Below are 23632 nucleotides of genomic sequence, written 5' to 3'. Positions count from 1 at the left end.
GCCTGCCGCAAGACAGGCTAGGCTGGCGGCATGATTCGCTCCCTAGCCCTGCTGCTCGCCACCCTGCTGACCCTGTCGCCCGTCGCGGCGCAGACGGCGCCCGCCGCGCCGCCCGCACTGGCATCCCATGACGTGCGGGTCGCGCTCGATACCAGCGCCGGCCCGATCATCGTCGCCGTCCATGTGGACAAGGCGCCGGTCACTGCCGCCAACTTCCTGAAATATGTCGACCAGAAGCGGTTCGACGGCACCGCTTTCTATCGCGGCGTGGGCGCGGCCGATTATGGCTTCGTGCAGGGCGGGGCGCAGAACGATCCCAAGCGCATCCTGCCGCCCATCAAGCATGAGCCGACCACGCAGACCGGCCTCACCCATGATGACGGTGCGCTGTCGATGGCCCGCTATGCGCCGGGCAGCGCGACCGGCGACTTCTTCATCGTGCTGGGCAAGATGCCTGCCATGGACGCCCATCCCGAAGCACCGGGCGACAATCAGGGCTTTGCCGTCTTCGCCCATGTGGTGGAGGGGCTGGACGTGGTGAAGGCGATCCTCGCCGCGCCCAAATCGCCCACCGCCGGGGAAGGCGTGATGAAGGGCCAGATGCTCGCCGCACCGATTCGGATCGTCACGGCGCGGCGGGTGCCTTGATTTTTACGCCCGATCCAAGATCCAGCCCGCCGCCATGTCGGCGGTTACGTTGCCCACCGTGCGGAAGATGTCGGGCACCGTTTCCACCGCCAAGAGCAGGGGCAGTGCCTCCACCGGCACGCCCATGGCCAGGCAGATGGGACCAGTGGTGGTGAAGAAGGTGATCTGGCTGGGCAGGCCGACCGCCGCCAGGCTGACGATCGCGGCCACCAGCACCCCCATCACCAATTGCGCCGGGCCGAGCGCCACCCCGTTCATCGCCGCCACATAGAGGGCGACGCCCAGATTGGCCGGCGGACTGGTGATGCGGAACAGGGATATGGCGAGCGGCAGGACGATGCTGCGCGTAGTTTCCCGCACGGCGAGTGGCCCATCGCTCGCCTGAATCATCGCGGGCAGCGACGCGATCGAGCTTTGCGTGGAGAAGGCGATGGCCTGCGCCGGAATAGCGGCGCGGACGAACCGGCCCAGCCCGATTCGCCCCGCGATCATGACCAGCGGATAGACGAGCAGGGTCACGATGACGCAGATCAGCACGATGAAGCCGATATAGTGAAGCAGCGCGCCTGCCGTCGCCAGACCCGATCGCGCGCCTGCCACCAGCGCCAGCGCAAAAACGCCGACAGGGGCCAGCCACAGCACCCAGCCGACCACGACCAGCAGCGCATCGGCCAGCGCCTGAAAGAAGCCGGTCAGCAGCGCGCGCCGCGCTTCGGCAATGCGGGTGACGGCAAAGCCGAAGATCAGCGCGAACAGCACCACGGCCACCACCTGCCCTTCGCTGGCGGACTTCAATGGATTGACCGGGATGAAGCCCAGCAGCCAGTCGGCCGATGGACGCACGTCCGGCACTTCGGCCACGCCCTCCGCCCCCGCCAGCGCGCCGACCGCCCCGGCCGGCACGGGCCAGACATGCAGCATCATCGGTCCCACCAGCGCCGCGACGGCCGCCGACCCGACCAGCAGGATCGCAAACAGGGCGATCGCGCGCCCGGCCAGGCCATTGGTCCGCGCGCTGGTCGCCGCCTGGGTGATGCCGGTCACCAGCAGCGCGAAGATCAGCGGAATGAGCGGCATCTGCAATCCGCCCAGCCACGCCTTGCCGATCGGCTGGGCCAACGCCACGACATCGTTCCCCCATCGGCCGCCCCCTTCCGCCAGCGCGATCCCGCAGGCCAGGCCCAGCACAAGCGCGATCAGGATGCGGACGGTCAGGGACATGGGCGTGAACTTCCTGGCAAGGGTGCCTGAATGGCAACGGGCCGGGGCAGGCTATCCGCTATGCGGACGGACGAAACGGGGAAATTTCAGTCCCATGACAAAAAAAGCCGGCGCATCCTGCGATGCACCGGCTTTTTGAACCGCATGAAGCGGGTCTGTACTCAGCCCCGCTTTTCGGGCGGCAGCGTCACCTTCACATCTTCGCCGCTCTTGCCGGGGAAGTTGGTGAACATCACGTCGATCAGGTTCGGCACCAGATAGGTCAGCTTGTTGGACAGCGACTGGGCGCTGGCCTTGCCTTCGAACAGGCGGCGATTGTCGGCCGCGCGGTCGATCTTCAGGCTGAGGTCGCTGGTATAGACGGTGTAGCTCGACACGTCGTTGAAACCGCCACCGCCAAACAGCCAGGGATCATAGAAACCATAGCCCCATGGGCGACCCCAACGGCCGCCAAAGCCACCGCCCCACGGCCCCCAGGCCGATCCGTACCCGCCGCCAAAGCCGGTCGAGCGGACCTTTTCACGGCCATTGTCGACATCATAGGCGACACGCACGATCAGGTCGGCGCGGGCCGGGTCGCTGGCGGCGACATAGCCGGTCTGGGCCAGACGCTGCCCGACCAGGTCGGCATAATGGGCGAACTCCAGCCCGCCGGCCAGGCGCGGATCGTCGGCGACGACGGTATAGCTTTGCCCGGCAGGGGCGGGGAGTTGCTGGAAGCGGGCGACATTGGCCTTGAAGCCAGTGGTGCAACCGGACAGCGCGACCAGCGCCAGAGCGGGCGCTGCAATCAAGCCGAACTTCTTGAAACGAGCCATGTTTTTACGTCCTATTTCAGGCGAACCCGCCTGCGACCATCTTTGCGCCCTGTCATAGCAAAACGCAACTGAACATCGTTTGAACGCGCGAACCCATCGAACGGGCGCAAAACCATGTTCTCACACTTACGACGCTGCGGAGATGGCTATTCCGTACCCCAAAGAAAAGGGGCCATCCTTTCGGACAGCCCCTGTGACTTTGGCGCATCAGTTGCGGGTTAGCGCATCAGACCCATCGCATCATAGGCCGCGCGCAACGTCGGCTCCGCCGCCGCCGCCGCCTTGGCCGCGCCCTTGTCCAGGATCGCGTCGAGCGCCGCATCCTCGGTGCGCAGCTCCAGGAAGCGCTCGCGAATCGGGCGCAGCGTTTCCACCAGCACCTCGCCCAGCGCCGGCTTGAACGCGCCGAAGCCCTTGCCCGCAAACTCGGCGCAGACCGCATCGGTCGTCCGCCCGGTCAGCGTCGCCAATATGCCGACCAGATTGCTGGCTTCCGGGCGACCGGTCAGGCCCTCGGCCGTTTCGGGCAGCAATTCCTGATCGCTCTTGGCCTTCTTCACCTTGGCCATGATCGCATCGTCATCATCGGTCAGGTTGATGCGGCTCATGTCGCTGGGGTCGGACTTCGACATTTTCGCCGTGCCGTCGCGCAGCGACATGATGCGCGCCGATTCCTTGGGGATGATCGGGGCGGGCAGGGTGAAGAGGTCGACGCCGAAATCGGTGTTGAACTTGGTCGCGATGTCGCGGCACAATTCCAGATGTTGCTTCTGATCCTCGCCCACCGGGACATGGGTGGCGTTGTAGATCAGGATGTCAGCGGCTTGCAGCACCGGATAGACGAACAGGCCGACAGAGGCGCCCTCGCGATCCTTGCCCGCCTTATCCTTGAACTGGGTCATGCGATTGAGCCAGCCGATGCGCGCCGTGCCGTTCAGCAACCAGCACAGCTCGGCGTGGGCGGGTACGCGCGCCTGATTGAACAGCACGCTGCGATCCGGGTCGATCCCGGCGGCCACCAAAGCGGCGGCCATGTCGCGCACGTTGCGGATGCGCTGCTCGCGCCCTTCATGCACGGTGATGCTGTGCATGTCGGCCAGGAAGAAGAAGCACTGGCTATCCGCGTCCATCTCATCCTGCATCCGCACCCAATTGCGGATCGCGCCCAGATAATTGCCAAGGTGCAGATTGCCGGTGGGCTGGATGCCGGAAAGGACGCGCATTAGGAGATCCGTTCTTCTTCAGTTTGCATGTTTGCGGCGCATCAGCGCCTTGATGTCGGACAGCCGATAGGCCCTCGTGACGACGGACGCCAGCCCGTAAAGCGCCACGCCAGCACCCACCAGTACGGCCAGCGCGGCATAGCGCTGCACCATCGCGCCGGTCAGCCAGGGATCGAGCAGATCCTCGCCCGCCCACAGCGCCACGCCCATGATGAGCGCGGCGATCGCCAGCCGGGGCAGGCGGCGGCGCAGCCCCGCATCGGCCGCGAAATGGCCGCGCTTCACCAGCGTGGTATAGAGCATCGCGACATTGATGGTGGAGGACAAAGCGGTCGCCAGCGGCGGGGCGACATGGCCCAATCCGAAACGGGCAAGCGTCGGGATCATGGTCAGGTTGCCGACGATGTTGATGAGGATCGAGAACATGGCGTAACGCACCGGCGTCTTCGTGTCGCCGCGCGCATAATAGCCCGGCGTCAATACCTTGACGAGGACATAGGAGGGCAGGCCGATCGAGAAAGCCGACAGCGCCCAGCCGCAGCGCATCGCATCTTCCGGCGTGAAGCGGCCATATTGGAACAGCCCCCGCACGATCGGTTCGGCCACGACCAGAAAGGCGACGGTCGCCGGCAGCGTCAGGAACAGCGCCAGTTCGATGCCCCGGTTCTGCGTCTCCATCGCCTCGGCCTCCTGCCCCTTGGACAGCATGCGCGAAATGGTGGGGAGCAATATGGTGCCAAGGCCGATGCCGATCAGGCCCAGCGGCAACTGATTCAACCGATCGGCATAATAAATATAGGTGATGGAGCCGGACGCCAGCAGCCAGCCGGACAAAGCGGTGGAGATCAGCAAATTGATCTGCGACGCGCCCGCGCCGGCGGCGGCGGGCAAAATCTTGCGCAGCAATTCGCGCACATCGCCATCCAGCCGCGGGCGTTTCAGTTTCATCGACACGCCCGACCGCTTGCACGCCCAGATCAGCCACAGCAGTTGCAGCGCGCCGCCGATCGTCACCGACATGGCCTGCACCCGCGCCGTCTCATATTCGTCGGCGCCGTGGAAGAACCACAGCCCCGCGATCATCGCGACGTTCAGCAGGATGGGGGCGGCGGCATTGACCCAGAATTTGTCGAGCGAATTGAGGATGCCGCCCAGCAGCGAAGCGAGGCTGATCAGCGCCAGATAGGGAATGGTGATGCGCGACAGGGTGACGGCGAAGGCGAATTGATCCGCCGTCGGATTTTGCCGCGCAAAGCCGCCGGACAGCGCCCAGGTGATCGGCCAGGCGGCGGCGATCAATATGGCGGTGAACAGGATCAGGACCGGCAGCAGCACCGCCAGCGCCCGCTCGGCAAAATCATAACCGGCGGGCAGTCCGCCTTCGCCGGCCGCCTTCTTGTTGAACAGCGGGACGAAGGCGGCGGAAAAGGCGCCCTCGGCAAAGAGCGCGCGAAACATGTTGGGCAGGCGGAAGGCGACGCCGTTGAAAGCATCCGACGCAAAGCCCGCGCCGACATAGCGCGCCGCCAGCGAATCACGCACCAGCGCCAGCACCCGGCTGGCGAGCGTCAGCCCACCGACGGAGCCAAGGGCCTTGACCAGTTTCACGGCCTAATCCCTCCAGCCAGTAAGATCCGTTCGTCCTGAGTAACCACTGCGCGAAGTCGAAGTGGTGTATCGAAGGATGGATGCGCGGATGCTTCGATATGGGCCTTCGACAAGCTCAGTCCCTACTCAGCACGAACGGTTACGTTAGGTGAATCAGGCGTGACCGGCCGGTTCGCCTGCGGTCTGCTGCATCTGCTCGGCCTGCTGCAAATAGAGCGAGCCGAAGTCGATCGGATCGAGCAGCAGCGGCGGGAAGCCGCCGTCGCGGATCGCGTCGGCCAGCACGCGGCGGGCGAAGGGGAAGATGAGGCGCGGCGCTTCGGCCAGCATGAAGGGCTGGACCTGATCTTCGGGCACGTTGCGCATGCCGAACAGCGCGGCATACAGCAGTTCCACGGCAAAGGCGGTGCCCTGCGGCGCGATCGCCTTCACTTCGATCTTCAGCGCGATTTCCAGCACGTCGTCAGCGACGCGTTCGGCGCCGATGTTGAACTGCACGTCGATCTGCGGCTGGTCCTGCCACTGATATACCGCCGGCGCGTTCGGATTTTCGAACGACAGATCCTTCACATATTGGCTGATCAGGGCGATCTGCGGCGCGGTGTCGGCGCCATTGCCCAGGTTCGTGGTGATGTGGTCCGTTTCGTCGGCCATGCTCTTCCCTTGACTTTCCTCTGGTCCGGCGGCGGGAAGCCGCCGAATATCTCGACCCGCGCGCTTAGCAGGGGCTTTCCGACAGGGCAATGGCGGCGCTGGGGGCTTTGCTGCCCTATTGGATAAGCCCCTATTTGAAGTTGCGTGCAAACATGCCTATGTTGGCCGGAACATTATCCCACGCAAAAGGGTATAGCCTTCCGTGTATGTGATCGTCATCCTCGCCATGATCGCCGGTTTTCTGGCGCTGCGGCTCTATTCCGTGCTGGGCAAGCGCACCGGCCACGAGCAGGAGCCTGCGCCGCGCCCCGCCGATGAACGCGCCAAGGTGACGGTGCTGCAACCCGGCCCGGCATCGCAGAACAGCGGCGATTCGGTCCGTCTGGCCGAAGGGCTGATCGGCCCCGGCGCCGAAAATGGCGTGCGCGCCCTGATCGCCAGCGATCGCAATTTCGACGTGCCGCAATTCGTGGAAGGCGCCAAAAGCGCTTACAAGATGGTGCTGGAAGCCTTCTGGCGCGGCGACCGCGACGAACTGGCCTGGCTGTGCGACGATGACGTCCGCGCCTCCTTCGAAGAATCGATCACCGCGCGCGAAGCCGATGGTCATGTCCTCGACAACCGTCTGGTCCGCATCGAAAAGGCGCAGATCGTCGAAGCCTCGGTCAATGGCCGTATCGCCGAAGTCGCCCTGCGTTTCGAAGCGGATATCGCCGCCGTCACCCGCGACAAGGACGGCAATGTCGTCGCCGGCTCGCTGACCGATGCGGTGGGTACCAAGGATATCTGGACCTTCACCCGCGATATCCGCAGCGCCGATCCCAACTGGAAGCTCAGCGAAACCGACGAAGCGGCATGATCGCGCGTCAGTCGGGGGCAGCGCTGCTTGCGGCGCTGATGCTGTCCGCCTGCGCGGGTGGCGTCATTCCGCCGTCCGCCGGTGGTCCCGCGCCGACGCGCCCTGTGTCGGGTGGATCGAGTGGGGAGGCGACCCGTCCCGTTCCCGCTACGCCGCGCCCGACCCTGCCGGTCGATCTGCCCGCCGACCCCGCGCTCGACAAGGCGACGGCCGTCGGTCTTGGCGTCACGCGCGGCCCGGATATCGCCAGCCTCATTCCCTCGGGCGAACGCTCCCGCCTCGCGCTTCAGGCCTTCCGCATTTCCTGCCCGACGCTGATGCGCCGCACCGACACCAGCGGCCTGACCAAGGGGTCCGACTGGAACAATGCCTGCGCCGCCGCCTCCAGCTGGCCCGAAGCGTCCGCCAGCGAATTTTTCTCCCGCTATTTCGAAGCGGTGCAGGTGGGCGACGGCACGGCCTTCGTCACCGGCTATTATGAACCGGAAATCAGCGGGTCGCGCACCCGCCAAGCCGGTTACGACGTCCCCATTTACCGCCGCCCGACCGACCTGATCGACGTCGATCTCGGCCAGTTCAGCGACAGCCTGAAAGGCCGCACCATTCGCGGCAAGGTGAACGGCACCAAGTTCGTGCCCTTCGACGATCGCAGCCAGATCGTGTCGGGCACGCTCGCCGGCCGGGGTCTGGAACTCGCCTATGCCGCCGATCCGGTGGAATTCTTCTTCCTTCAGGTGCAGGGCAGCGGCCGGCTGAACCTGCCCGACGGTGGCGTCATGCGCATCGGCTATGATGGGCAGAATGGACGCGACTATACCGGCATCGGCAAGCTGATGAAGGATCGCGGGCTGATCCAGGCCGGCTCGATGCAGGACATCATGCAATATCTGCGCGCCCATCCGGCCGAGGGCGCTGCGATCATGAACGAGAACAAAAGCTTCGTCTTCTTCCGCGAACTGACCGGTGCCGGCCCGCTGGGTGCGCTCGGCGTTCCGGTGACGGCGGAGGCGACCGTCGCCGCCGATCCAAAGTTCATCCCCTTGGGCGCGCCTGTGCTGCTGTCGCTCGACCGGGCCGAACCCAATGGCATCTGGATCGCGCAGGATACCGGCGGCGCGATCAAGGGCGCCAACCGCTTCGACAGTTTCTGGGGTGCAGGTGCGCGAGCGCGCGGCATTGCCGGCGGCATGTCGGGGCGCGGCAGCGCGCTCATCCTGTTGCCGATCGGATCGGCCGCTCGCCTCGCCAAGCCCTGACCCATGGCCCGGCGGCGGCTGTCCAATGATGAACAAGCGCTCTGGACCGCGCTCGCCCGGACGGTCAGGCCGCTCCGCCCCACCGCGCGCGCGGTCATCGTGCCTGCCACGCCCAGTATGGAAGAGCTGATCGACCTGCCGGTCGTGAAAGGCTCCGGCAAAACAAGGTTAACGCCGCCGCCGTCACGGATGATCGTCGCACCGCCCGCCCGCACCCCCGCCGCCGTGCTGGACAGCGGCTGGGAACGGCGCATCCGTAGCGGCACGATCAGCCCGGACATGAGCATCGACCTGCATGGCCACACCCTGTCGATGGCCCATGCGCGCCTTAATCAGGCGATAGCACAGGCCCTGACCCGCGACATCCGCGTGCTGCTGGTCGTGACCGGCAAACCGCCCAAAAGCGCCGGTGCGGGCGGCGCGTCGCGACGCGGCGCCATCCGGGGGGAGATCGGCCACTGGCTCGAAACCAGTCCCTATGCCGATCGCATCGCCAGCGTCCGGATCGCCCACCCGCGCCATGGCGGCGATGGCGCGATCTATTTGATATTGCGCCGCAAAAAATGACCCATTTTTGTCAGACTCGCTGATCTTTTCTTAACCACTGTCCTTCATATCCCAATGATCGGAGGTTCTGCGGAACGGTATTGGGCGGGAGGCACATGCAGGGCGTGACGTTGAAAAGCCGCGCTGCTGCCTTCGCCTGCGCCGCGGGGGCGCTGGTGTTCATCCTGTCGCTCGTGCTCGGCTATACGCCGGGGCAGGCGGATGATCTGCTTCAGGTCGGCCGTGCCCTCATCATCGCCATCCTCTGCGGCACGATGAGCTGGGCCTCGGCGCGCCGCACAATCGCCACCACCGCCACCGCCATCGACGCTGCCACGGAGCGGCTGCTGTCCGCCGCCCATGGCGACCTGCAATCGCATGTCCCGGCGGAGATCGGGCAGGAATTGCCCGACCTGTCGGTTGCGATGGAAAGCCTGTTCAGCCAGGTGCGCACCAATCTCGACCATGTCCAGACGCTGGCCCTGTTCGACCAGATTACCGGCCTCGCCAACCGCACCAGCTTTTGCCGGCAGGTCGAACGTCTGCTCGCCGAACGCGACGATAACGGCATCGCCACTCTCTTCTTCATCGACCTGGACGGGTTCAAGGGCGTCAACGACACGCTGGGCCATGCGGCGGGCGACCAGTTGCTCGCCCGCGTCGCCGGTCGCCTGCGCGAAGTGGTGATGGCGCAGGTCAGTACCGGTGGCGGCGATGCCGTGATCGGGCGCCTTGCGGGCGACGAATTCACCATGTTCTTCCCCCATCTGTCCGGCCCGGCGGCGGCGCATCGCATCGCCCGCGCGATTCAGTTTGCGCTGGGCGAACGGTTCGACCTTGGCAGCCAGCATGTGGAATTGGGCGCGTCCATCGGCATCGCCTGCTATCCCGACCATGGCGCCACGCTCGCCGACCTGCTGCGTGCGGCGGACATCGCCATGTATCATGCCAAGCATCAGGGCCGTGGCCGCGCGGAAATCTACACCGACGCGCTGGCGCTGGAGGCGGAGGATCGCGCCGAGCTGGAGCGCGATCTGCTGCGCGGGCTGGAGCGGGACGAATTTCTGCTGGAATTTCAGCCGCAGATCGATGTGGCGACCGGCCGTGCCGTCACCGCCGAAGCGCTGGTCCGCTGGGCGCATCCCGAACGGGAGCTGGTCATGCCCGGCGCCTTCGTGCCGATCGCGGAGGAAAGCGGCTCCATCGTCGCGCTGGGCGACTGGGTGATGGGCCGCGTGTGCCAGACGGCGGCACGCTGGATGCAGGCCGGCATTCATCAGCGCATCGCCATCAACATTTCCACCCGCGAACTGGCGCAGGCCGACTTTTTCCTGCGCCTGCGCCACGCCATCGCCACCCATGGCGCGCGGCCCTCCATGCTGGAGCTGGAGATCACCGAATCGCTGGCGATGGAGATGGAACCGCGCGTGCTGGAGCAGCTGCGCGCGCTGCGCCGCGACGGGGTGCGCATCGCCATCGACGATTTCGGCACCGGCTATTCCAATCTCGCGCGGTTGAAGGAACTGCCGGTCGATCGGGTCAAGATCGACCGCAGCTTGGTCCGCGACATCGCTACCTCGGCCGAAGCCCGCACCATCTGCTCCGCCGTCGTCGGCCTGATTCAGGGGCTGGGCATGGAAGTGGTGGTCGAAGGGATCGAAAGCGAAGCGCAGATGGACGTGCTGCGCGTCATCGGCTGCACCCTGTTCCAGGGCTATCATCTGGCGCGCCCGACCGGCGAGCAGGCCTATCTGGCGCAATTCGCCCCGCCGCGGCCCATGGCTCGGGATGTGGGGTAGGGGATGCTCTTATTCCCCCTCCCGTTTACGGGAGGGGGTTAGGGGGTGGGCTGGACGTCGCGAAAGCCCACCCCGCTGCGACTAACGCGCTGCGCGCCTAAGTCTCGCCGCCCCTCCCGCCTGCGGGAGAGGCGTTCAACGTTCCACTCACCCCAGCGCCCGTTCCACCACCAGCGCATAAATCCGCGTCAGATCCCGCAGATCCTGCACCGCGACCGCCTCATCCAGCTTGTGCATGGTCGCGTTGTTCAGCCCGAACTCCACCACCGGGCAGATCCGCGACAGGAAGCGCGCGTCCGATGTGCCGCCCGTGGTCGACAATTCCGTCTCCACGCCGGTCACATCGCGGATCGCGCCGCTCACCAGATCGCTGAACGCACCGGGCGCCGTCAGGAAGGATTCGCCGCTGATCCTAGCTTCCACCGTGCCGCCTTCGGTCGCCGCGATCGCCTTGATCCGCTCGATCAGCGACGCGCCCGTATGCTGGTCGTTGAAGCGGATGGAGATACGCGCGGTCGCCGCGCCGGGGATGACATTATGCGCGACATTGCCGACTTCCAGGTCGGTAATCTCGATATTGCTGGGCTGGAACCAGTCGGTCCCCGCGTCCAGCACCTCCGCCTCGATCGCCGTCAGGATGCGCACCAGCTTGGGGATCGGATTGTCGGCCAGATGGGGGTAGGCGACATGGCCCTGCGCGCCCGCCGCGCGAATCCACATATTCACCGACCCGCGCCGGCCGATCTTCACCACATCGCCCAGCCGGGCGGACGATGTCGGCTCGCCCACCAGGCACAGGTCCGGGCGCAGGTCGCGCGCCTTCATCCGGTCCATCAGCGCCAGCGTGCCGTAAACCGCCGGCCCTTCCTCATCCCCGGTGATGATCAGGCTGATCGTGCCGGGCAGATCCTCGGGCAGGGCGTCCAGCGCCGCGACGAACGCCGCGATCGACCCCTTCATGTCCACCGCGCCCCGACCATAAAGCAGGTCGCCGCGAATCTCCGGCGCGAACGGGTCGCTGGTCCATCCCGCGCCCGGCGGCACCACGTCCAGATGCCCGGCAAAGGCGAAATGCGGGCCAGCGCCCGTCGTGCGCCATGCCAGCAGATTTTCCACCGGCCCGTCGGGAGCTTCGCCCACCATGAACCGGTCCACGGTAAAGCCGCGCGGCACCAGCATCGCCTCCAACGCGGCGAACACCTCGCCGGTGGCAGGGGTTACGGACGGGCAGGCCAGCAGGCGCTGGGCCAGTGCCACGACATCTTCATTGCTGCTGGTCATGCTCATCCTGTCGCGTTAGCGAAAGCCATGCGCCTTGGCCAGTGTCACGAAGCTGGCGCCCACGGGACGAGAGAAGGGACCATGATGCGGATCGATCGACGGGACATGATGGCCGGCGCGCTGGCGGGTATCGGGGCGGGCATGGGCGCGCTGCTGGCGGGCCTGCCGGCGATGGCCGCGCCGACGCCATGGGTAAAGCCGCCCCGCCTGCGCGCGGGCGATACGGTCGGCCTGATCGAACCGGCGGGCTTCACCGACGACAATTTCGACCTGGACCTCGTCAAGGACACGATCACTGCCATGGGGTTGAAGTCCAAGGCCGCGCCGCATCTGGCGGGCCGCTACGGCTATCTCGCCGGCACCGACAAGGATCGCGCGGCCGACGTCAATGCGATGTTCGCCGATCCGGAGGTTCGGGCGGTCTTTGCGGTACGCGGCGGCTGGGGCTGTGCGCGCATCCTGCCGCTGCTGGACTTCGCCACCATCCGCAAAAATCCCAAGCTGCTGGTCGGCTTTTCGGACATTACCGCGCTGCATCTGGCCTTCGCCGCCAAGGCCGGCTTCACCACCATCCATGGTCCCAATGCGGCGAGCAGCTGGGGCCAATATAGCTGGGACGCCTTTCGCGCGGTCGCCTTCGATGGCGCCACGCCGACCTTCGCCAATCCGGTCGGGCATGAGGATCGACTGGCGCAGCGCGCTGGCCGCATCCGCACCTTCCGCCCCGGCGTGGCGCGCGGGCGATTGCTCGGCGGCAATCTGACCGTATTGACGGCGTTGATGGGCACGCCCTGGCTACCCGATTTCGACGGCGCGCTGCTCTTTATTGAGGATGTGGGCGAACAACCCTATCGCATCGACCGGATGCTGACCCAGCTATCGCTGGCCGGGGTGCTGGGCCGCGTGAAGGGCGTGATCTTCGGCCAATGCAGTGATTGCGGACCGGGCGGCCCCAGCTATGGCGGCTTCACCTTGTCGCAAGTGCTGCAACAGCATCTGGAGCCACTCGGCATCCCCGCTTTTCAAGGCGCGCAATTCGGCCACGTCGCCAACCAATATAGCCTGCCGATCGGCATAGCGGCCGAAATGGACGCGACGGCGGGGACGGTGCGCTTGCTGGAAAGCGCGGTGGTTTAGGGCGGGATGGGCAGAGAGCGGACTTCCCTTATCCCTCTCCCCCTTGGGGGAGAGGGCTGCGCAGACTTGGCAGCTTGCTGCCTAGTCGGAGCTGGGTGAGGGGGAAGCGACCTTGCGATAGTACGCCAATCTTGCGCCAGCCCCCTCATCCAACTGCGCCTAACCGCTACGCGGTAAGGCTTCATATCCTTCTCCCTCAAGGAGAGAAGGAAGGTCCGCTTCCGGCAGCCTCCCGACCGAAAGCCGACTATTTCACCCCATCCAGCCCCGCCACGGTCCCACTCCCGGCCGGCTCGCCCGCCATCCCCGCCGCGACCTTCTCCGCTGCGGCCATCACGCGCAGCACATTTTCGCCGGCCAGTTTGGCGACATCCGCGTCGCTCCAGCCCCGGCGCATCAGTTCGGCCAGCAAAGCCGGATAGGTCTGCACCCCGCTCAGCCCCTGCGGCAATGACCCCACGCCATCGAAATCGCTGCCGATGCCGACATGGTCGACGCCGGCCACCTTGGCGATATGGTCGATATGGTCGGCGACCTGCGACAATGTCACGACCGGTTCGGGATTGGCCTTCTCCCAATCCGCCAGCGCCTTCTTCGCGCCCTCGGGATCGCCGATATACAGGCCATTGAACGGCGGCGCATTATAGCGCGCGATCTCGCCGCTGCGCGCCGCGCTCCAGATGCGGCGCGCTTCCGACACATATTGCGGCGCATAATTGACCATCACCACGCCGCCATTGGCCGCGACCTGTTTCAGCACCGCGTCCGACACGTTGCGCGGCGTGTTGCAGATCGCCCGCGCGCTGGAGTGGGAGAAGATGACCGGCGCCTTCGTCACGCGCAGCGCGTCCAGCATCGTGCCCTCGCTCACATGGCTCAGGTCCACCAGCATGCCCAGCCGATTAAGCTCATGCACCACCGCTTCGCCGAACGGGGTCAGCCCGTCATGTTGCGGATTGTCGGTGGCGCTGTCGGCCCAGGCGATGGTGCGCGCGTGCGTCAGCGTCAGATAGGATGCACCCAGCTGGCGATAGCTGCGCAGCACGGCCAGGCTGCCGTCGATCTGGCCGCCGCCCTCCACGCCCAGCAGCGACGCGACCCGCCCGGCCTTGTGCGCCGCGCGCAGCTCCGCCGCCGTGTTCACGAAGGCGAAGTCCTTGGGGTAACGCCGCGCGAAACTGTGCGCCAGGTCGATCTGCTCCAGCGTATCCTTCACCTGTTGCAGTTCGGGCAGGTCGGCCGACACCCAGACCGACCAGAATTGCCCGCCCACGCCACCGGCGCGCAACCGCTCGATATCGGTGTGGAAGGTCGCCGGGTCCAGCCGGTTCAGCGGCACCGTCCAGCGCTGCTCCTTGACCTTGTCGGCCAGCGCTTCGGGCCAGTCATTATGCCCGTCGATCAGCGGCGTGGCCTTCAGCACCTTCGCCACCCGCGCAGCATAAGGATCGGGCGCGGCATGAGCGGCGGTGGCGAGGAGGAGGGGCAGCAGGGCCAAAGGAAGAGTTTTCATGGGCGCGGAAGCTAGGGCCAAGACGATAAGTGTCAATCCGGCAATGACTTGGCACGGCGGGGCTTTCCCCCGCCGCCCGGTCTGCTACCCTTGGCGTCAGAATGATGATCGATCCGCTCGTCCTGTTGCAGGCCTATTCCATCGGCGTATTCCCCATGGCGGACGATCGCGACGCGGATGAGGTCTATTGGGTCGAACCCAAAAGGCGGGCGATCCTGCCGCTGGATGGTTTCCACCTGTCGCACTCGCTGGCCAAGACCATCCGCCGCGACCGATTCGCCGTCACCGCCAACCGCGCCTTCCCGCAGATATTGGCGCTGTGCGCGCAGGCCGCGCCGGATCGCCCCTCGACCTGGATCAACCATCAGATCGAAAGCGCCTATCGCCTGCTGCACGAATCCGGCTTCGCCCATTCGATCGAGGTGTGGGAGGGGGAGGAACTGGTCGGCGGCCTCTATGGCGTGGCGATCGGCCGGGCCTTCTTCGGCGAATCCATGGTGTCGCGCCGCACCGATGCGTCGAAAGTGGCGCTCGCCTGGCTGGTGGCGCGGTTGCGGGCGGGCGGCTTCACCCTGCTCGACTGCCAGTTCATGACCGATCATCTGCGCAGCATGGGCGCGATCGAAATCAGCCAGCGCGACTATCTTCAGTTGTTGGCGGGCGCGACCGGCGGCGTGGCGCTGGGCGCAGCGGCGGGCGCGTCCGTGCTCGCTTCGGGATCGGGCGCGGCGGCGGAACGGGCCTTCGCGCCGCTGGCCGGCTTGCCCTCGGCGCCCAGCTTGACCGTGTCGGGACCGGTTTCGGGCCATTCCATCGTGCAGCTTCTGACCCACACGTCATAGATCGGGTGCTGCACGACATTGCGGTCGGGCCGTTCGCGGAACAGCCAGCCGGAAAAGTTGCGTCGCCACTTTCCGTCGGCGCTGCTGCGCACGTCCAGCTGCACGAAGGCGCCGGTTTCCTGCACATTTTCCCATGGCGCGCTGGTTTCGCACGCCTGCAGGCGGACGATCGCATCGCCCACGCGCAGCGCTTCGCCCGGCTTCATGGTCAGATCGCGGGTCAGGCCGTTGCGCTTGTTGAGCAGGCCGATGACGGCGCTGCGCTGCGCCATCGGGGTGCCGGACGCCGCGCCATTGGTCGCGGCGCGGATCGGCGCGCTTTCCACCTTGACCGGTCCGCTCTGGTTGGCGGCCGGCACATCGGTCTTGCCGCAGGCGCCAAGCGCCAGGGCACAGGAGAGCAGGGGCAAGGAGTAGAGGATCGGCGGGACGCTTCCCGCCGGACGCCGGGTCATGCCGCGTCGGGGCTCCACGCCTCATAATCGCCGGTCGCCTTCTGGCGCAGGCCGCCCTTTTCGAGCGCACCCGACGGGCGATAGGCATTGCTGGTGCCGGTGAGGTTGACGCTCGATTCCTTTTCCCAGATGCGCGGCGGCGGCAGGAAGCTTTCGGGCGCACCCTCGATCGAATGATGCAGCCAGCCATGCCATTCGGCCGGCACGCGGCTGGCGTCGTTGGCGCCATTATACATGACCCAGCGGCGCGTCAGGCCATTGGGGTCGGTGCCGCCTTCATAATAGATATTGCCCTGATGATCCTCGCCCACTTTCGTGCCCTTGCGAGCCGTAAAGAGCCAGGTGCCGAAGGTGGCGCCATTCCACCAGGTGAAGACGTTAGCCAGGATTCCCATGCGCCAGCGCTTAGCCCCGATGACAGGCCATTGGCAAGGGCGCTTGTGCCGGGGCGATCAGGATTTCGGGCAGAAACTCAGGCGGTCCCACGCTTCGTCCGGTCGGGGCGAACCGATCGCGCAATTGCCCCAGCTGACCCTGTCGCCCTCGGCGATGCCCAGTTCCGCCGCGCGCCCGCCGCGCAGTTCCAGCACCGCCGCCACCGGCACGCCCGCCGAAACCGGTTCGCGCGCATAGGGTTGCGCCTCGCTCTTCAAAAACGCGATCGTCCCGTCAGTGTGGATGAACAGCATGTCGAGCGGGATCAGCGTATCCTTCATCCAGAAACTCGCGGTGCGCGGCGGGTCCATAGGAAAGAGCATACCGCTGTCCGCCTCCAGTGCCTTGCGGAACATCAGCCCCTTTTCCTGCTCCTGCGGCGTGGCGGCGACCTCGACATCGAAGCGATGCGTGCCTTTGGCCGTGCGGATGACGACGGGCAGGCTCTCACTAACCACCTGCGTCTGCGCCCCATTGTCGGCAGCGGGCTTGGGACTGGAACAACCGGCCAGCAGGCCGATGGAGAGGAGGGCAGAAGCCAAAAGTGGGGACAGGCGGATCATGGAACCGATGCCTAAAGCGATTCGGCGCGCAAGGGGAGGGGGTAATGCGTCGGCACATGGCACGGATGTGACCCGATCAGGGAAAGGCTGGTGAAGAGCAGCGGCGGACGTTTTCAAAGCCCTCTCCCGCCTTCGCGGGAGAGTTCAAAGCAGGCACGTGACTGCTTTGAAGGGTGAGGGTCTTCTTACTGGATCAGCGCCAGACGGATGGCCTCAATTGCGCCATCAAAATTTTCGAGCGCATCGTGGTTCCAGATACGCAAAAGACGATAGCCCTGAGCTAGCAGCCATGTAGATCGCTCTACATCCCTGTCTTCGTTGTGCTGCCCACCATCGAGTTCGACGATCAACCGCCGCTCCACACATAGAAAATCGACAATGAATGGACCGATCGTTGTCTGACGACGGAATTTGAAACCGTCCAATTGGCGATTGCGAAGAGCGGCCCAGAATTTTTGTTCGACATCCGTCGCGTCTTGGCGCAGTCGCGCCGCGTGTGGGCTGATCTGACGTCGGACGGGCGGCATCGCTCCGTCGTACAGAAAGAAAGACCCTCACCCAACCCTCTCCCGTGAAAAACGGGAGAGGGCTAAGAAGCCGCCGTGCTGCAATCCACCTCCAAATTCCCCTTCCAAAATAGGATTTCGTCTGTTCTATCCTTGTCGATGGAACAGCCTTTCGCCCCCAATCCGCCCGCGCCCGCCGCGTCTCCCAACCCCGCCAAACGCGCCCACTGGACGCCGGATCGGCAGCGCCGATTCCTCACCCATCTGCTCGCCACCGGCAACGTCACGCAGGCGGCCCGCGCCGTGGGCATGTCGCCGGCCAGCGCGCATCGGCTGCGCCGGCGCCTTTCGGGCACGGTGTTCGACCGGACATGGAGCCATGCGCTGGCGCTGCACGCACAAAGTCTGGCCGCCCCCTTTACCGACCCAACCCGCCAGCATGGCGTGACCCATGCGTGACCCGACAGGCGCGTCCCTGTCGCGGAGGGCGAGCGCACCCATGACCCAAGTGGCGCGCACCCATGCCCCTTATGGCGCGCCGCCGTCGCATCATGCGTGCATCGGCGGCGCACGGCTGTCGCATTCGCCCGTCAACGCGGGATATGAACGGTGTGAACTTTGCCGGCCAGCCCTGGCAGTGACCCACAAGTGACCCGATGATGACCTTGCCGGCCTATTCCTCCGCCAATGCCTCGCCCGGCGCGGCATCCACCCAGCGCCGCGCCATGGCATAATCATGGCCCGCCCGCAGGAAAGCCGCGATCGCCTTGTCCCGTTGCTTCGGATCGAGCGGCCCGGTCGCATAAGGGCCGACCCGCTTGCGCCGGGCGAAGCGCTCGGCCGCATTCCACGCCTCCGATGCGGTGTTCGCGTCCGCCTGCTCCCGGTCGCCTTCCGCTATGCCGGCGGCACGCAGCGCCTCGTCGATCCGCCGCGCGCCATAGCCCCGCCGGCCGAGCGACCCGCTCTTCATCACGGCAAATCCGGCATCGTCGATATAGCCCAGATCCACGAAGCGATCGGCCAGTCCCTCCGGATCGGCCGGCTCTTCGCCGCCCCAGCCGCGCTCCTTGATCTTGCGCTTCAGATAGGCCAGCAACTTCCCCCGACTGGTCGCAAAACGCGCGACATGGCGCAGCGCCATGTCGCGCAGCGCCTGTTCATCCAGCGGTGGGGGGAGGCGTTTGCCGGTCATGATGACACTTAATGACCGATGCGCCATGTTTATGCCACAGTCGGGCCGGAATTTCACCGTGCCTTGTCGGCTAATAAGCGAGATTGGCATGGAATAGGCGGTGCAAGCGGCGGCCAAAGCTGCTAGCGGCCCCGCTTTCATGAGTTTTAAGACATTGGGTGAAACCAATATGACGGGTTCGCAAGAGATGATGGCACCAACGCCGACCACTGATGATCTGCCACGCCGCTTCTCGGACTTCGAGACGCTGGGCGAAGCGCTGGACTATGCGGCGCTGGGCAAACGCGGCCTGAATTTCCATGACGCCCGTGGCAATCTGGCCCGGCCCTATCCCTTCTATGAACTGCGTGCCGACGCCATCGCCTGCGCCCATCGCCTGATCGCCCATGGCGTCAAGCCGCAGGATCGCATCGCGCTGGTCGCCGAAACCGGCGCCGATTTCGCGACGCTCTTCTTCGGCATCGTTTACGCCGGCGCCTGGCCGGTGCCGCTGCCGCTGCCCACCAGCTTCGGCGGCAAGGAAAGCTATATCGATCAGCTGAATGTTCAGCTGTCCAGCTGCGACCCGATGCTGTTCCTCTTCCCCAAGGAACTGGAAGAGATGGCGGGCGAGTCCGGCCGGCAGAAATCGGTCGAAAGCATCGCGTTCGAGGATTTTCTGGCGCGCGAAGCCATCCCCGTCGATCTGCCGCAGGCGCAGCCGCAGGAAATCGCCTATCTGCAATATAGCAGCGGCTCGACCCGTTTCCCGCATGGTGTGGCCGTCACCCATCATGCGCTGCTCTCCAACCTGTCGGCGCACAGCCACGGCATGGAAGTGCAGGACAGCGATCGCTGCATCAGCTGGTTGCCCTGGTATCATGACATGGGTCTGGTCGGCTGCTTCCTGTCGCCGGTCGCCAATCAGGTATCGACCGATTACATGAAGACGGAGGATTTCGCTCGTCGCCCGCTCGCCTGGCTGGATCTCATCAGCCGTAACGAGGGCACTTCGATCAGCTATTCGCCGACCTTCGGCTACGATATCTGCGCTCGCCGCATGTCCAGCCAGACCAAGGCGCAGGACCGCTTTGACCTCTCCCGCTGGCGTCTGGCCGGTAACGGCGCGGACATGATCCGCCCCGACGTGATGCAGAGCTTCGTCGACGCCTTCGCCGATGCAGGCTTCAGCCCCAAGGCGTTCCTGCCCAGCTACGGTCTGGCCGAAGCGACCCTGGCCGTCACCATCATGCCGCCGGGTGAGGGCATCATCGTCGAACTGGTCGAGGAAACCGACCTGTCGGGCGGCGATGCGCCGGAGGGCCGTCCGCAGCGTTTCCGCTCCATCGTCAATTGCGGCAAGCCGGCCAAGGACATGGTCGTGGAAATCCGCGACGAGGACGGCGGCCTGATGAACGAGCGTCAGATCGGCAAGGTGTGGACCACCGGGCCGAGCCTCATGGTCGGCTATTTCCGCGACGATGCCGCGACCGCCGCCTGCATGGCCGACGGTTGGCTCGACACCGGCGACATGGGCTATCTGTCCGACGGCTATCTCTACATTGTCGGCCGCGCCAAGGACATGATCATCATCAACGGCAAGAATCACTGGCCGCAGGATATCGAATGGGCGGTTGAACAGCTGCCCGGCTTCAAGCAGGGCGACATCGCCGCCTTCGCCATCACCACGCCCGGTGGTGAGGAAGCGCCCGCCGTGCTGGTCCATTGCCGCACCTCCGACAATGAGGAACGCTCGCGCCTGCGCGACCAGATTCGCGAGCGGGTTCGGGCCATCACCGGCATGAACTGCGTCGTGGAACTGGTGCCGCCGCGCACCCTGCCGCGCACCTCTTCGGGTAAACTCAGCCGGTCGAAGGCGCGCAATCTCTATCTGACCGGCGAAATCCGGCCTTACGATATCGCGGCATAAACGCCCGGTAAGGTTACCGATTGCTAACCCATGGCTGGTAACGCCGGCATGTGGGTAGCAAGATCGATCAGAGCGAAGAGCCGGGTCGACAGGAACGGGCATCGCTTCGGGCGATGATGGGACTGTCATCGATGGCGGACGAAACCGGCATGCGCGTGCTGGAGGCGCAGCTGCGGTCCGCCGACAGCGTCGCCATCCTGCGCCATGGCATGAACATGTGCGGCCTGCTTTTCCTGTGGCAGGTTTTTTCGCATTGCTGCCCGCTTATGCTGCTTGCCGGCTGGAGCGCGGCGCTGATCGTTGCCACGGCCGCCGCCATCGGCCTCAGCACCCATCGCGGCGGGGCGAACGGGCCTTCGGACCTGCGCCGCCATGGGCTGGGCGCGCTGTTGCAGGGGCTGGTCTGGGCCAGCTGCATGGCACTCATCGGCCGATCCGGACAGATGACCGAATTGATCGCGCTATGGACATTGGTCAGCTGCGTCATGGTGTGCGGCGCGATCAGCTATGCCGCGACCCCGCTCGCCGCCAGCGCCTATCTCCTGCCCTGCATCGTCGGCCTCTTCTTCATGTTCGACGATAACGGACAATTGCCGCTGCGCGCGCTCGCGACCAGCTATGCCCTGTCCCTGCTCGCCGGCTGCTTCATCTACGCCCGCACCTTCGCCCGTCAGCACAGCACCACGGCCCAACTGGCCGAAAAGAGCGAGGTGGTGAGCCTGCTGCTGCGCGAATATGAGGTCGGCGGGTCCGACTGGTTGTGGCAGACCGACACGCTGCGGCGGATCAGCGGCGTGTCCAGCCGCTTCGCCGAAACGCTGGGCGTCGAACCCGCGCAGCTGGAAGGCGTGTCGATGGTACAAATCCTCGCCGGCAGCGGTTGGGACAATGGCCGCTTCGCCGCAGGGCTGCACAATCTGGCCGACCATCTCAAGCGGCGCGAGAGTTTCAGCAACCTCGTCCTGCCGGTCGAGATCAAGGGACAATGGCGTTGGTGGGAATTATCCGCGTCACCCCGTCATGACGAAAATGGCGTGTTCCAGGGTTTTCGCGGCGTCGGCTCCGACGTCACGGCGCAGCGCGAATCGGCGGACAAGATCGCGCAACTGGCGCGCTTCGATCCGCTGACCGGCCTGCCCAATCGCAGCCATCTGCGCGAAGTGCTGGATCAGGCGATGGATACGGCGCGTGGCCGTTCGCCCGGCTGCGGCTTCATGATGATCGACCTCGACCGGTTCAAGTCGATCAACGATACGCTGGGCCACCAGATCGGCGACAAGTTGCTGAGCCAGGTGGCGCGCCGCCTGCGGCAGGTCTGCGATGCGGGCGAATTTTGCGGGCGCTTTGGCGGCGACGAATTTGCCGTCGTCCTGCCGCATGTCGCGGACGGCGCCGTCATGCCCCGGCTTGCGTCGGCGATCATCGGTGCCCTCTCGGCGCCTTATCAGGTCGACCAGCATATGTTGCATGTCGGGGCGTCCGTCGGATCGGCCTTGTCACCGATGGACGGCCGCGAATCCGAGGCGCTGATTCGCAGCGCGGACCTGGCGCTGTATCGGGCCAAGGATGACGGTGGCGGCGTGCATCGCGCCTATGAGCCGCAGCTTCATGCCCAAGCCGAAGAGCGGCGGCAGCTGGAACTGGCGCTGCGCGAGGCATTGGAAAAGGACCAGTTGCATGTCCTCTATCAGCCGGTGGTCGATGCCGATCAGGGTGTGGTGCTGGGCTTTGAGGCGCTGGTGCGCTGGACCCATCCGCAGCTGGGCGCGATATCGCCGGTCAAGTTCATCCCGGTGGCGGAGGAAGCGCGGCTGATCGGGCCGATCGGCGAATGGGTGTTGCGCACAGCCTGCATGGAAGCGGCGAACTGGCCGGACGATGTCCGGATCGCGGTGAACGTCTCGGCCGAACAATTGGCCCATCCCAGTTTCGTGTCCGCCGTCGTCTCCGCGCTGGCGCAGAGCGGGCTGGAAGCGCGGCGGCTGGAGCTGGAAGTCACCGAAAGCGTCTTCATGGGCGAGGATACGGGCGCGCTCAAGGTGCTGGATCAGTTGCTGGGCCTTGGCATCCAACTGTCGCTCGACGATTTCGGCACGGGCTACAGCTCGCTCGGCTATCTCAGTCGGACTCGTTTCAACACGATCAAGATCGACCGCAGCTTCGTCGTGGGCGCATCGAAGAACACTGCGGAAAGCCTGGCGATCATCCGCGCCGTGGTGACGCTGGCGGACAGCCTGGGCATGGCGACGACGGCCGAAGGCGTGGAAACTGAAGCGGAATTGCAGATGGTCCGCCGATTGGGCTGCAAGAAGGTGCAGGGCTATTATTTCGGCCGGCCGATGCTGCCCGAAGATGCGGCCCGGCTGTTCCCTGCGCCGCAGCGCGTCGCCATAGGTTGACCCTATTTCGCCAGCAGCAGCCGCTCCACCTGAGTCCATAGCGTCGAGAAGGCCTGCGCCGGGGGCGACGCCGGAGCGAAGACGCCTAGTGGCTTGCGGCGCACCGTCATCTGTTCGATCGTGCTGGACATCGGAATGGCGGGCCAGCCCGACTGGCTTTCCAGCGCCGTGCGATGCAGGCTGCGGCGGCGATCGACCATGGAATAGACCGGCAGGATCGGCGCATGATTGCCGCCGCGCTGCACCAGATAGCGGGCGACTTCGCCCATGGCGCGTTGCGACAGGGGGGACGGGATGACCGGGATGACGATCAGGTCGGCGGCGCGGAGCACCTGCTCGCTGGTTTCGGTCAGGCCGGGCGGGCAGTCGAGGATGATGCGGTCATAATCGCGGCCCAGGCTTTCGATCAGCTTGGCCAGCCGCTTCTTCTTGTCCATTTCGCGGAACAGATGGTCGAGGCTGCGCAGCGAGGTGTCGGCAGCGATCAGGTCGAGCCCCGGCACGGTCGATGGCTGGATCAGCTTGCGGACGTCCACATCCTTGCTGAAGATCGCCTGCGCCGCATCGCGGCTTTCCGTGTCGGTCGACAGGAGCCAGCTGGACGCCGCCTGCGGATCCAGATCCCAGAGCAGCGTACGCCGCTTCGAGATGCAGGCCGAAGCCCAGGCCAGGTTGATCGCGAAGGTGGTTTTCCCCACGCCGCCCTTGAGGCTGTAGACGGCGATGGTCGCCAATACCGGTTCCTTTGCCATGAATGGGGAAGCT

22 protein-coding genes and 1 pseudogene are annotated in these 23632 nt (G+C 65.6%); 10 read left to right on the top strand and 13 right to left on the bottom strand.

The annotated features are described in order from the left end of the window. Positions 1-30: 30 nt before the first annotated feature. A complete protein-coding gene (locus F4U95_RS05675) occupies positions 31-648 on the top strand; it encodes a peptidylprolyl isomerase (protein ID WP_150424915.1) in 618 nt (205 codons plus the stop codon). A 3-nt stretch (positions 649-651) separates the two neighbouring features. Here F4U95_RS05675 and F4U95_RS05670 read toward each other — a convergent pair whose 3' ends face one another. The 5 genes from F4U95_RS05670 to secB all read right to left on the bottom strand — a co-directional run bounded on the left by F4U95_RS05670 (position 652) and on the right by secB (position 6172). Then, complete coding sequence (locus F4U95_RS05670; protein WP_150424914.1) at positions 652-1869, bottom strand: dicarboxylate/amino acid:cation symporter; 1218 nt, start codon at positions 1867-1869, stop codon at positions 652-654. A 161-nt stretch (positions 1870-2030) separates the two neighbouring features. Next, a complete protein-coding gene (locus F4U95_RS05665) occupies positions 2031-2687 on the bottom strand; it encodes a DUF4136 domain-containing protein (RefSeq protein ID WP_120249212.1) in 657 nt (218 codons plus the stop codon). A gap of 218 nt (positions 2688-2905) precedes the next feature. Beyond that, positions 2906-3910, bottom strand: a complete 1005-nt coding sequence (gene trpS, locus F4U95_RS05660) for a tryptophan--tRNA ligase (protein ID WP_150424913.1) — start codon at positions 3908-3910, stop codon at positions 2906-2908. 18 nt (positions 3911-3928) lie between these two features. Beyond that, the gene (gene murJ / locus F4U95_RS05655) at positions 3929-5518 is read right to left on the bottom strand and encodes a murein biosynthesis integral membrane protein MurJ (RefSeq protein WP_150424912.1); all 1590 of its coding nucleotides are present in this window, start codon (positions 5516-5518) and stop codon (positions 3929-3931) included. 153 nt (positions 5519-5671) lie between these two features. Continuing rightward, positions 5672-6172 carry a protein-export chaperone SecB gene (gene secB, locus F4U95_RS05650; protein ID WP_150424911.1) on the bottom strand — a complete coding sequence of 167 codons (501 nt, stop codon included), beginning with the start codon at positions 6170-6172 and terminating at the stop codon, positions 5672-5674. Positions 6173-6374: 202 nt separating this feature from the next. Here secB and F4U95_RS05645 point away from each other — a divergent pair, with 202 nt between their 5' ends. From F4U95_RS05645 to F4U95_RS05630, 4 genes are all read left to right on the top strand, one after another. Further along, positions 6375-7031: a Tim44/TimA family putative adaptor protein gene (locus tag F4U95_RS05645; protein ID WP_150424910.1), complete on the top strand. Its 657-nt coding sequence runs from the start codon at positions 6375-6377 to the stop codon at positions 7029-7031. Next, positions 7028-8287 carry a murein transglycosylase A gene (gene mltA, locus F4U95_RS05640; protein ID WP_150424909.1) on the top strand — a complete coding sequence of 420 codons (1260 nt, stop codon included), beginning with the start codon at positions 7028-7030 and terminating at the stop codon, positions 8285-8287. The genes F4U95_RS05645 and mltA overlap by 4 nt, the downstream gene beginning before the upstream one ends. 3 nt (positions 8288-8290) lie before the next feature. After that, positions 8291-8854, top strand: a complete 564-nt coding sequence (locus F4U95_RS05635; protein WP_150424908.1) for a Smr/MutS family protein — start codon at positions 8291-8293, stop codon at positions 8852-8854. A 95-nt stretch (positions 8855-8949) separates the two neighbouring features. Then, positions 8950-10632 carry a putative bifunctional diguanylate cyclase/phosphodiesterase gene (locus tag F4U95_RS05630; protein ID WP_150424907.1) on the top strand — a complete coding sequence of 561 codons (1683 nt, stop codon included), beginning with the start codon at positions 8950-8952 and terminating at the stop codon, positions 10630-10632. Positions 10633-10779: 147 nt separating this feature from the next. Here F4U95_RS05630 and dapE read toward each other — a convergent pair whose 3' ends face one another. Beyond that, positions 10780-11919: a succinyl-diaminopimelate desuccinylase gene (gene dapE / locus F4U95_RS05625; RefSeq protein WP_150424906.1), complete on the bottom strand. Its 1140-nt coding sequence runs from the start codon at positions 11917-11919 to the stop codon at positions 10780-10782. A 78-nt stretch (positions 11920-11997) separates the two neighbouring features. On the opposite strand from dapE, the gene F4U95_RS05620 reads away from it, so the two are divergent. Next, complete coding sequence (locus tag F4U95_RS05620) at positions 11998-13050, top strand: S66 peptidase family protein (protein WP_150425041.1); 1053 nt, start codon at positions 11998-12000, stop codon at positions 13048-13050. Between the two features lie 247 nt (positions 13051-13297). Here the strand turns inward: F4U95_RS05620 and F4U95_RS05615 are convergent, their stop codons facing one another. Beyond that, positions 13298-14563, bottom strand: a complete 1266-nt coding sequence (locus F4U95_RS05615; RefSeq protein WP_150424905.1) for a dipeptidase — start codon at positions 14561-14563, stop codon at positions 13298-13300. A 101-nt stretch (positions 14564-14664) separates the two neighbouring features. On the opposite strand from F4U95_RS05615, the gene aat reads away from it, so the two are divergent. Further along, positions 14665-15405 carry a leucyl/phenylalanyl-tRNA--protein transferase gene (gene aat, locus F4U95_RS05610; protein WP_150424904.1) on the top strand — a complete coding sequence of 247 codons (741 nt, stop codon included), beginning with the start codon at positions 14665-14667 and terminating at the stop codon, positions 15403-15405. Positions 15406-15440: 35 nt separating this feature from the next. On the opposite strand, the pseudogene F4U95_RS25080 reads toward aat, so the two are convergent. The 4 genes and pseudogenes from F4U95_RS25080 to F4U95_RS05590 form a co-directional block, all read right to left on the bottom strand. Further along, positions 15441-15611, bottom strand: a pseudogene (locus F4U95_RS25080) (DUF2155 domain-containing protein); the annotation flags it as partial. Positions 15612-15856: 245 nt separating this feature from the next. Further along, positions 15857-16255, bottom strand: coding sequence for an NADH:ubiquinone oxidoreductase subunit NDUFA12 (locus F4U95_RS05600; RefSeq protein ID WP_120249224.1), 399 nt, complete (start codon positions 16253-16255; stop codon positions 15857-15859). Between the two features lie 57 nt (positions 16256-16312). Then, positions 16313-16858, bottom strand: a complete 546-nt coding sequence (locus F4U95_RS05595) for a DUF192 domain-containing protein (RefSeq protein ID WP_150424903.1) — start codon at positions 16856-16858, stop codon at positions 16313-16315. A gap of 185 nt (positions 16859-17043) precedes the next feature. Beyond that, a complete protein-coding gene (locus F4U95_RS05590; RefSeq protein WP_150424902.1) occupies positions 17044-17385 on the bottom strand; it encodes an endonuclease domain-containing protein in 342 nt (113 codons plus the stop codon). A gap of 138 nt (positions 17386-17523) precedes the next feature. Between F4U95_RS05590 and F4U95_RS05585 the strand changes: the two genes are divergently transcribed. Beyond that, the gene (locus tag F4U95_RS05585; RefSeq protein ID WP_150425040.1) at positions 17524-17823 is read left to right on the top strand and encodes a terminase small subunit; all 300 of its coding nucleotides are present in this window, start codon (positions 17524-17526) and stop codon (positions 17821-17823) included. Positions 17824-18037: 214 nt separating this feature from the next. Here F4U95_RS05585 and F4U95_RS05580 read toward each other — a convergent pair whose 3' ends face one another. Continuing rightward, positions 18038-18559, bottom strand: a complete 522-nt coding sequence (locus tag F4U95_RS05580; RefSeq protein ID WP_120249227.1) for a regulatory protein RecX — start codon at positions 18557-18559, stop codon at positions 18038-18040. A gap of 187 nt (positions 18560-18746) precedes the next feature. Between F4U95_RS05580 and F4U95_RS05575 the strand changes: the two genes are divergently transcribed. Then, complete coding sequence (locus F4U95_RS05575; protein ID WP_120249228.1) at positions 18747-20468, top strand: fatty acyl-AMP ligase; 1722 nt, start codon at positions 18747-18749, stop codon at positions 20466-20468. A gap of 113 nt (positions 20469-20581) precedes the next feature. Beyond that, positions 20582-22867: a putative bifunctional diguanylate cyclase/phosphodiesterase gene (locus F4U95_RS05570; RefSeq protein ID WP_150425039.1), complete on the top strand. Its 2286-nt coding sequence runs from the start codon at positions 20582-20584 to the stop codon at positions 22865-22867. A gap of 2 nt (positions 22868-22869) precedes the next feature. Here the strand turns inward: F4U95_RS05570 and F4U95_RS05565 are convergent, their stop codons facing one another. After that, complete coding sequence (locus F4U95_RS05565) at positions 22870-23619, bottom strand: ParA family protein (RefSeq protein WP_150424901.1); 750 nt, start codon at positions 23617-23619, stop codon at positions 22870-22872. Positions 23620-23632 lie beyond the last annotated feature (13 nt).

It is taken from the genome of Sphingobium limneticum (assembly GCF_008710165.1).
Classification (GTDB): domain Bacteria; phylum Pseudomonadota; class Alphaproteobacteria; order Sphingomonadales; family Sphingomonadaceae; genus Sphingobium; species Sphingobium limneticum.
The sequence above is the reverse complement of the archived record's forward strand: the minus strand, read 5'-3'. Positions and strand labels throughout refer to the sequence as shown.

Excerpts from the sequence above, each read along its gene's own strand:
- F4U95_RS05675 (WP_150424915.1), top strand. The coding sequence starts at position 31 with ATGATTCGCTCCCTAGCCCTGCTGCTCGCCACCCTGCTGACCCTGTCG.
- F4U95_RS05670 (WP_150424914.1), bottom strand. The coding sequence starts at position 1,869 with ATGTCCCTGACCGTCCGCATCCTGATCGCGCTTGTGCTGGGCCTGGCC.
- F4U95_RS05665 (WP_120249212.1), bottom strand. The coding sequence starts at position 2,687 with ATGGCTCGTTTCAAGAAGTTCGGCTTGATTGCAGCGCCCGCTCTGGCG.
- trpS (WP_150424913.1), bottom strand. The coding sequence starts at position 3,910 with ATGCGCGTCCTTTCCGGCATCCAGCCCACCGGCAATCTGCACCTTGGC.
- secB (WP_150424911.1), bottom strand. The coding sequence starts at position 6,172 with ATGGCCGACGAAACGGACCACATCACCACGAACCTGGGCAATGGCGCC.
- mltA (WP_150424909.1), top strand. The coding sequence starts at position 7,028 with ATGATCGCGCGTCAGTCGGGGGCAGCGCTGCTTGCGGCGCTGATGCTG.
- F4U95_RS05635 (WP_150424908.1), top strand. The coding sequence starts at position 8,291 with ATGGCCCGGCGGCGGCTGTCCAATGATGAACAAGCGCTCTGGACCGCG.
- F4U95_RS05630 (WP_150424907.1), top strand. The coding sequence starts at position 8,950 with ATGCAGGGCGTGACGTTGAAAAGCCGCGCTGCTGCCTTCGCCTGCGCC.
- dapE (WP_150424906.1), bottom strand. The coding sequence starts at position 11,919 with ATGAGCATGACCAGCAGCAATGAAGATGTCGTGGCACTGGCCCAGCGC.
- F4U95_RS05620 (WP_150425041.1), top strand. The coding sequence starts at position 11,998 with ATGCGGATCGATCGACGGGACATGATGGCCGGCGCGCTGGCGGGTATC.
- F4U95_RS05615 (WP_150424905.1), bottom strand. The coding sequence starts at position 14,563 with ATGAAAACTCTTCCTTTGGCCCTGCTGCCCCTCCTCCTCGCCACCGCC.
- aat (WP_150424904.1), top strand. The coding sequence starts at position 14,665 with ATGATGATCGATCCGCTCGTCCTGTTGCAGGCCTATTCCATCGGCGTA.
- F4U95_RS05600 (WP_120249224.1), bottom strand. The coding sequence starts at position 16,255 with ATGGGAATCCTGGCTAACGTCTTCACCTGGTGGAATGGCGCCACCTTC.
- F4U95_RS05595 (WP_150424903.1), bottom strand. The coding sequence starts at position 16,858 with ATGATCCGCCTGTCCCCACTTTTGGCTTCTGCCCTCCTCTCCATCGGC.
- F4U95_RS05590 (WP_150424902.1), bottom strand. The coding sequence starts at position 17,385 with ATGCCGCCCGTCCGACGTCAGATCAGCCCACACGCGGCGCGACTGCGC.
- F4U95_RS05585 (WP_150425040.1), top strand. The coding sequence starts at position 17,524 with ATGGAACAGCCTTTCGCCCCCAATCCGCCCGCGCCCGCCGCGTCTCCC.
- F4U95_RS05580 (WP_120249227.1), bottom strand. The coding sequence starts at position 18,559 with ATGACCGGCAAACGCCTCCCCCCACCGCTGGATGAACAGGCGCTGCGC.
- F4U95_RS05575 (WP_120249228.1), top strand. The coding sequence starts at position 18,747 with ATGATGGCACCAACGCCGACCACTGATGATCTGCCACGCCGCTTCTCG.
- F4U95_RS05570 (WP_150425039.1), top strand. The coding sequence starts at position 20,582 with ATGATGGGACTGTCATCGATGGCGGACGAAACCGGCATGCGCGTGCTG.
- F4U95_RS05565 (WP_150424901.1), bottom strand. The coding sequence starts at position 23,619 with ATGGCAAAGGAACCGGTATTGGCGACCATCGCCGTCTACAGCCTCAAG.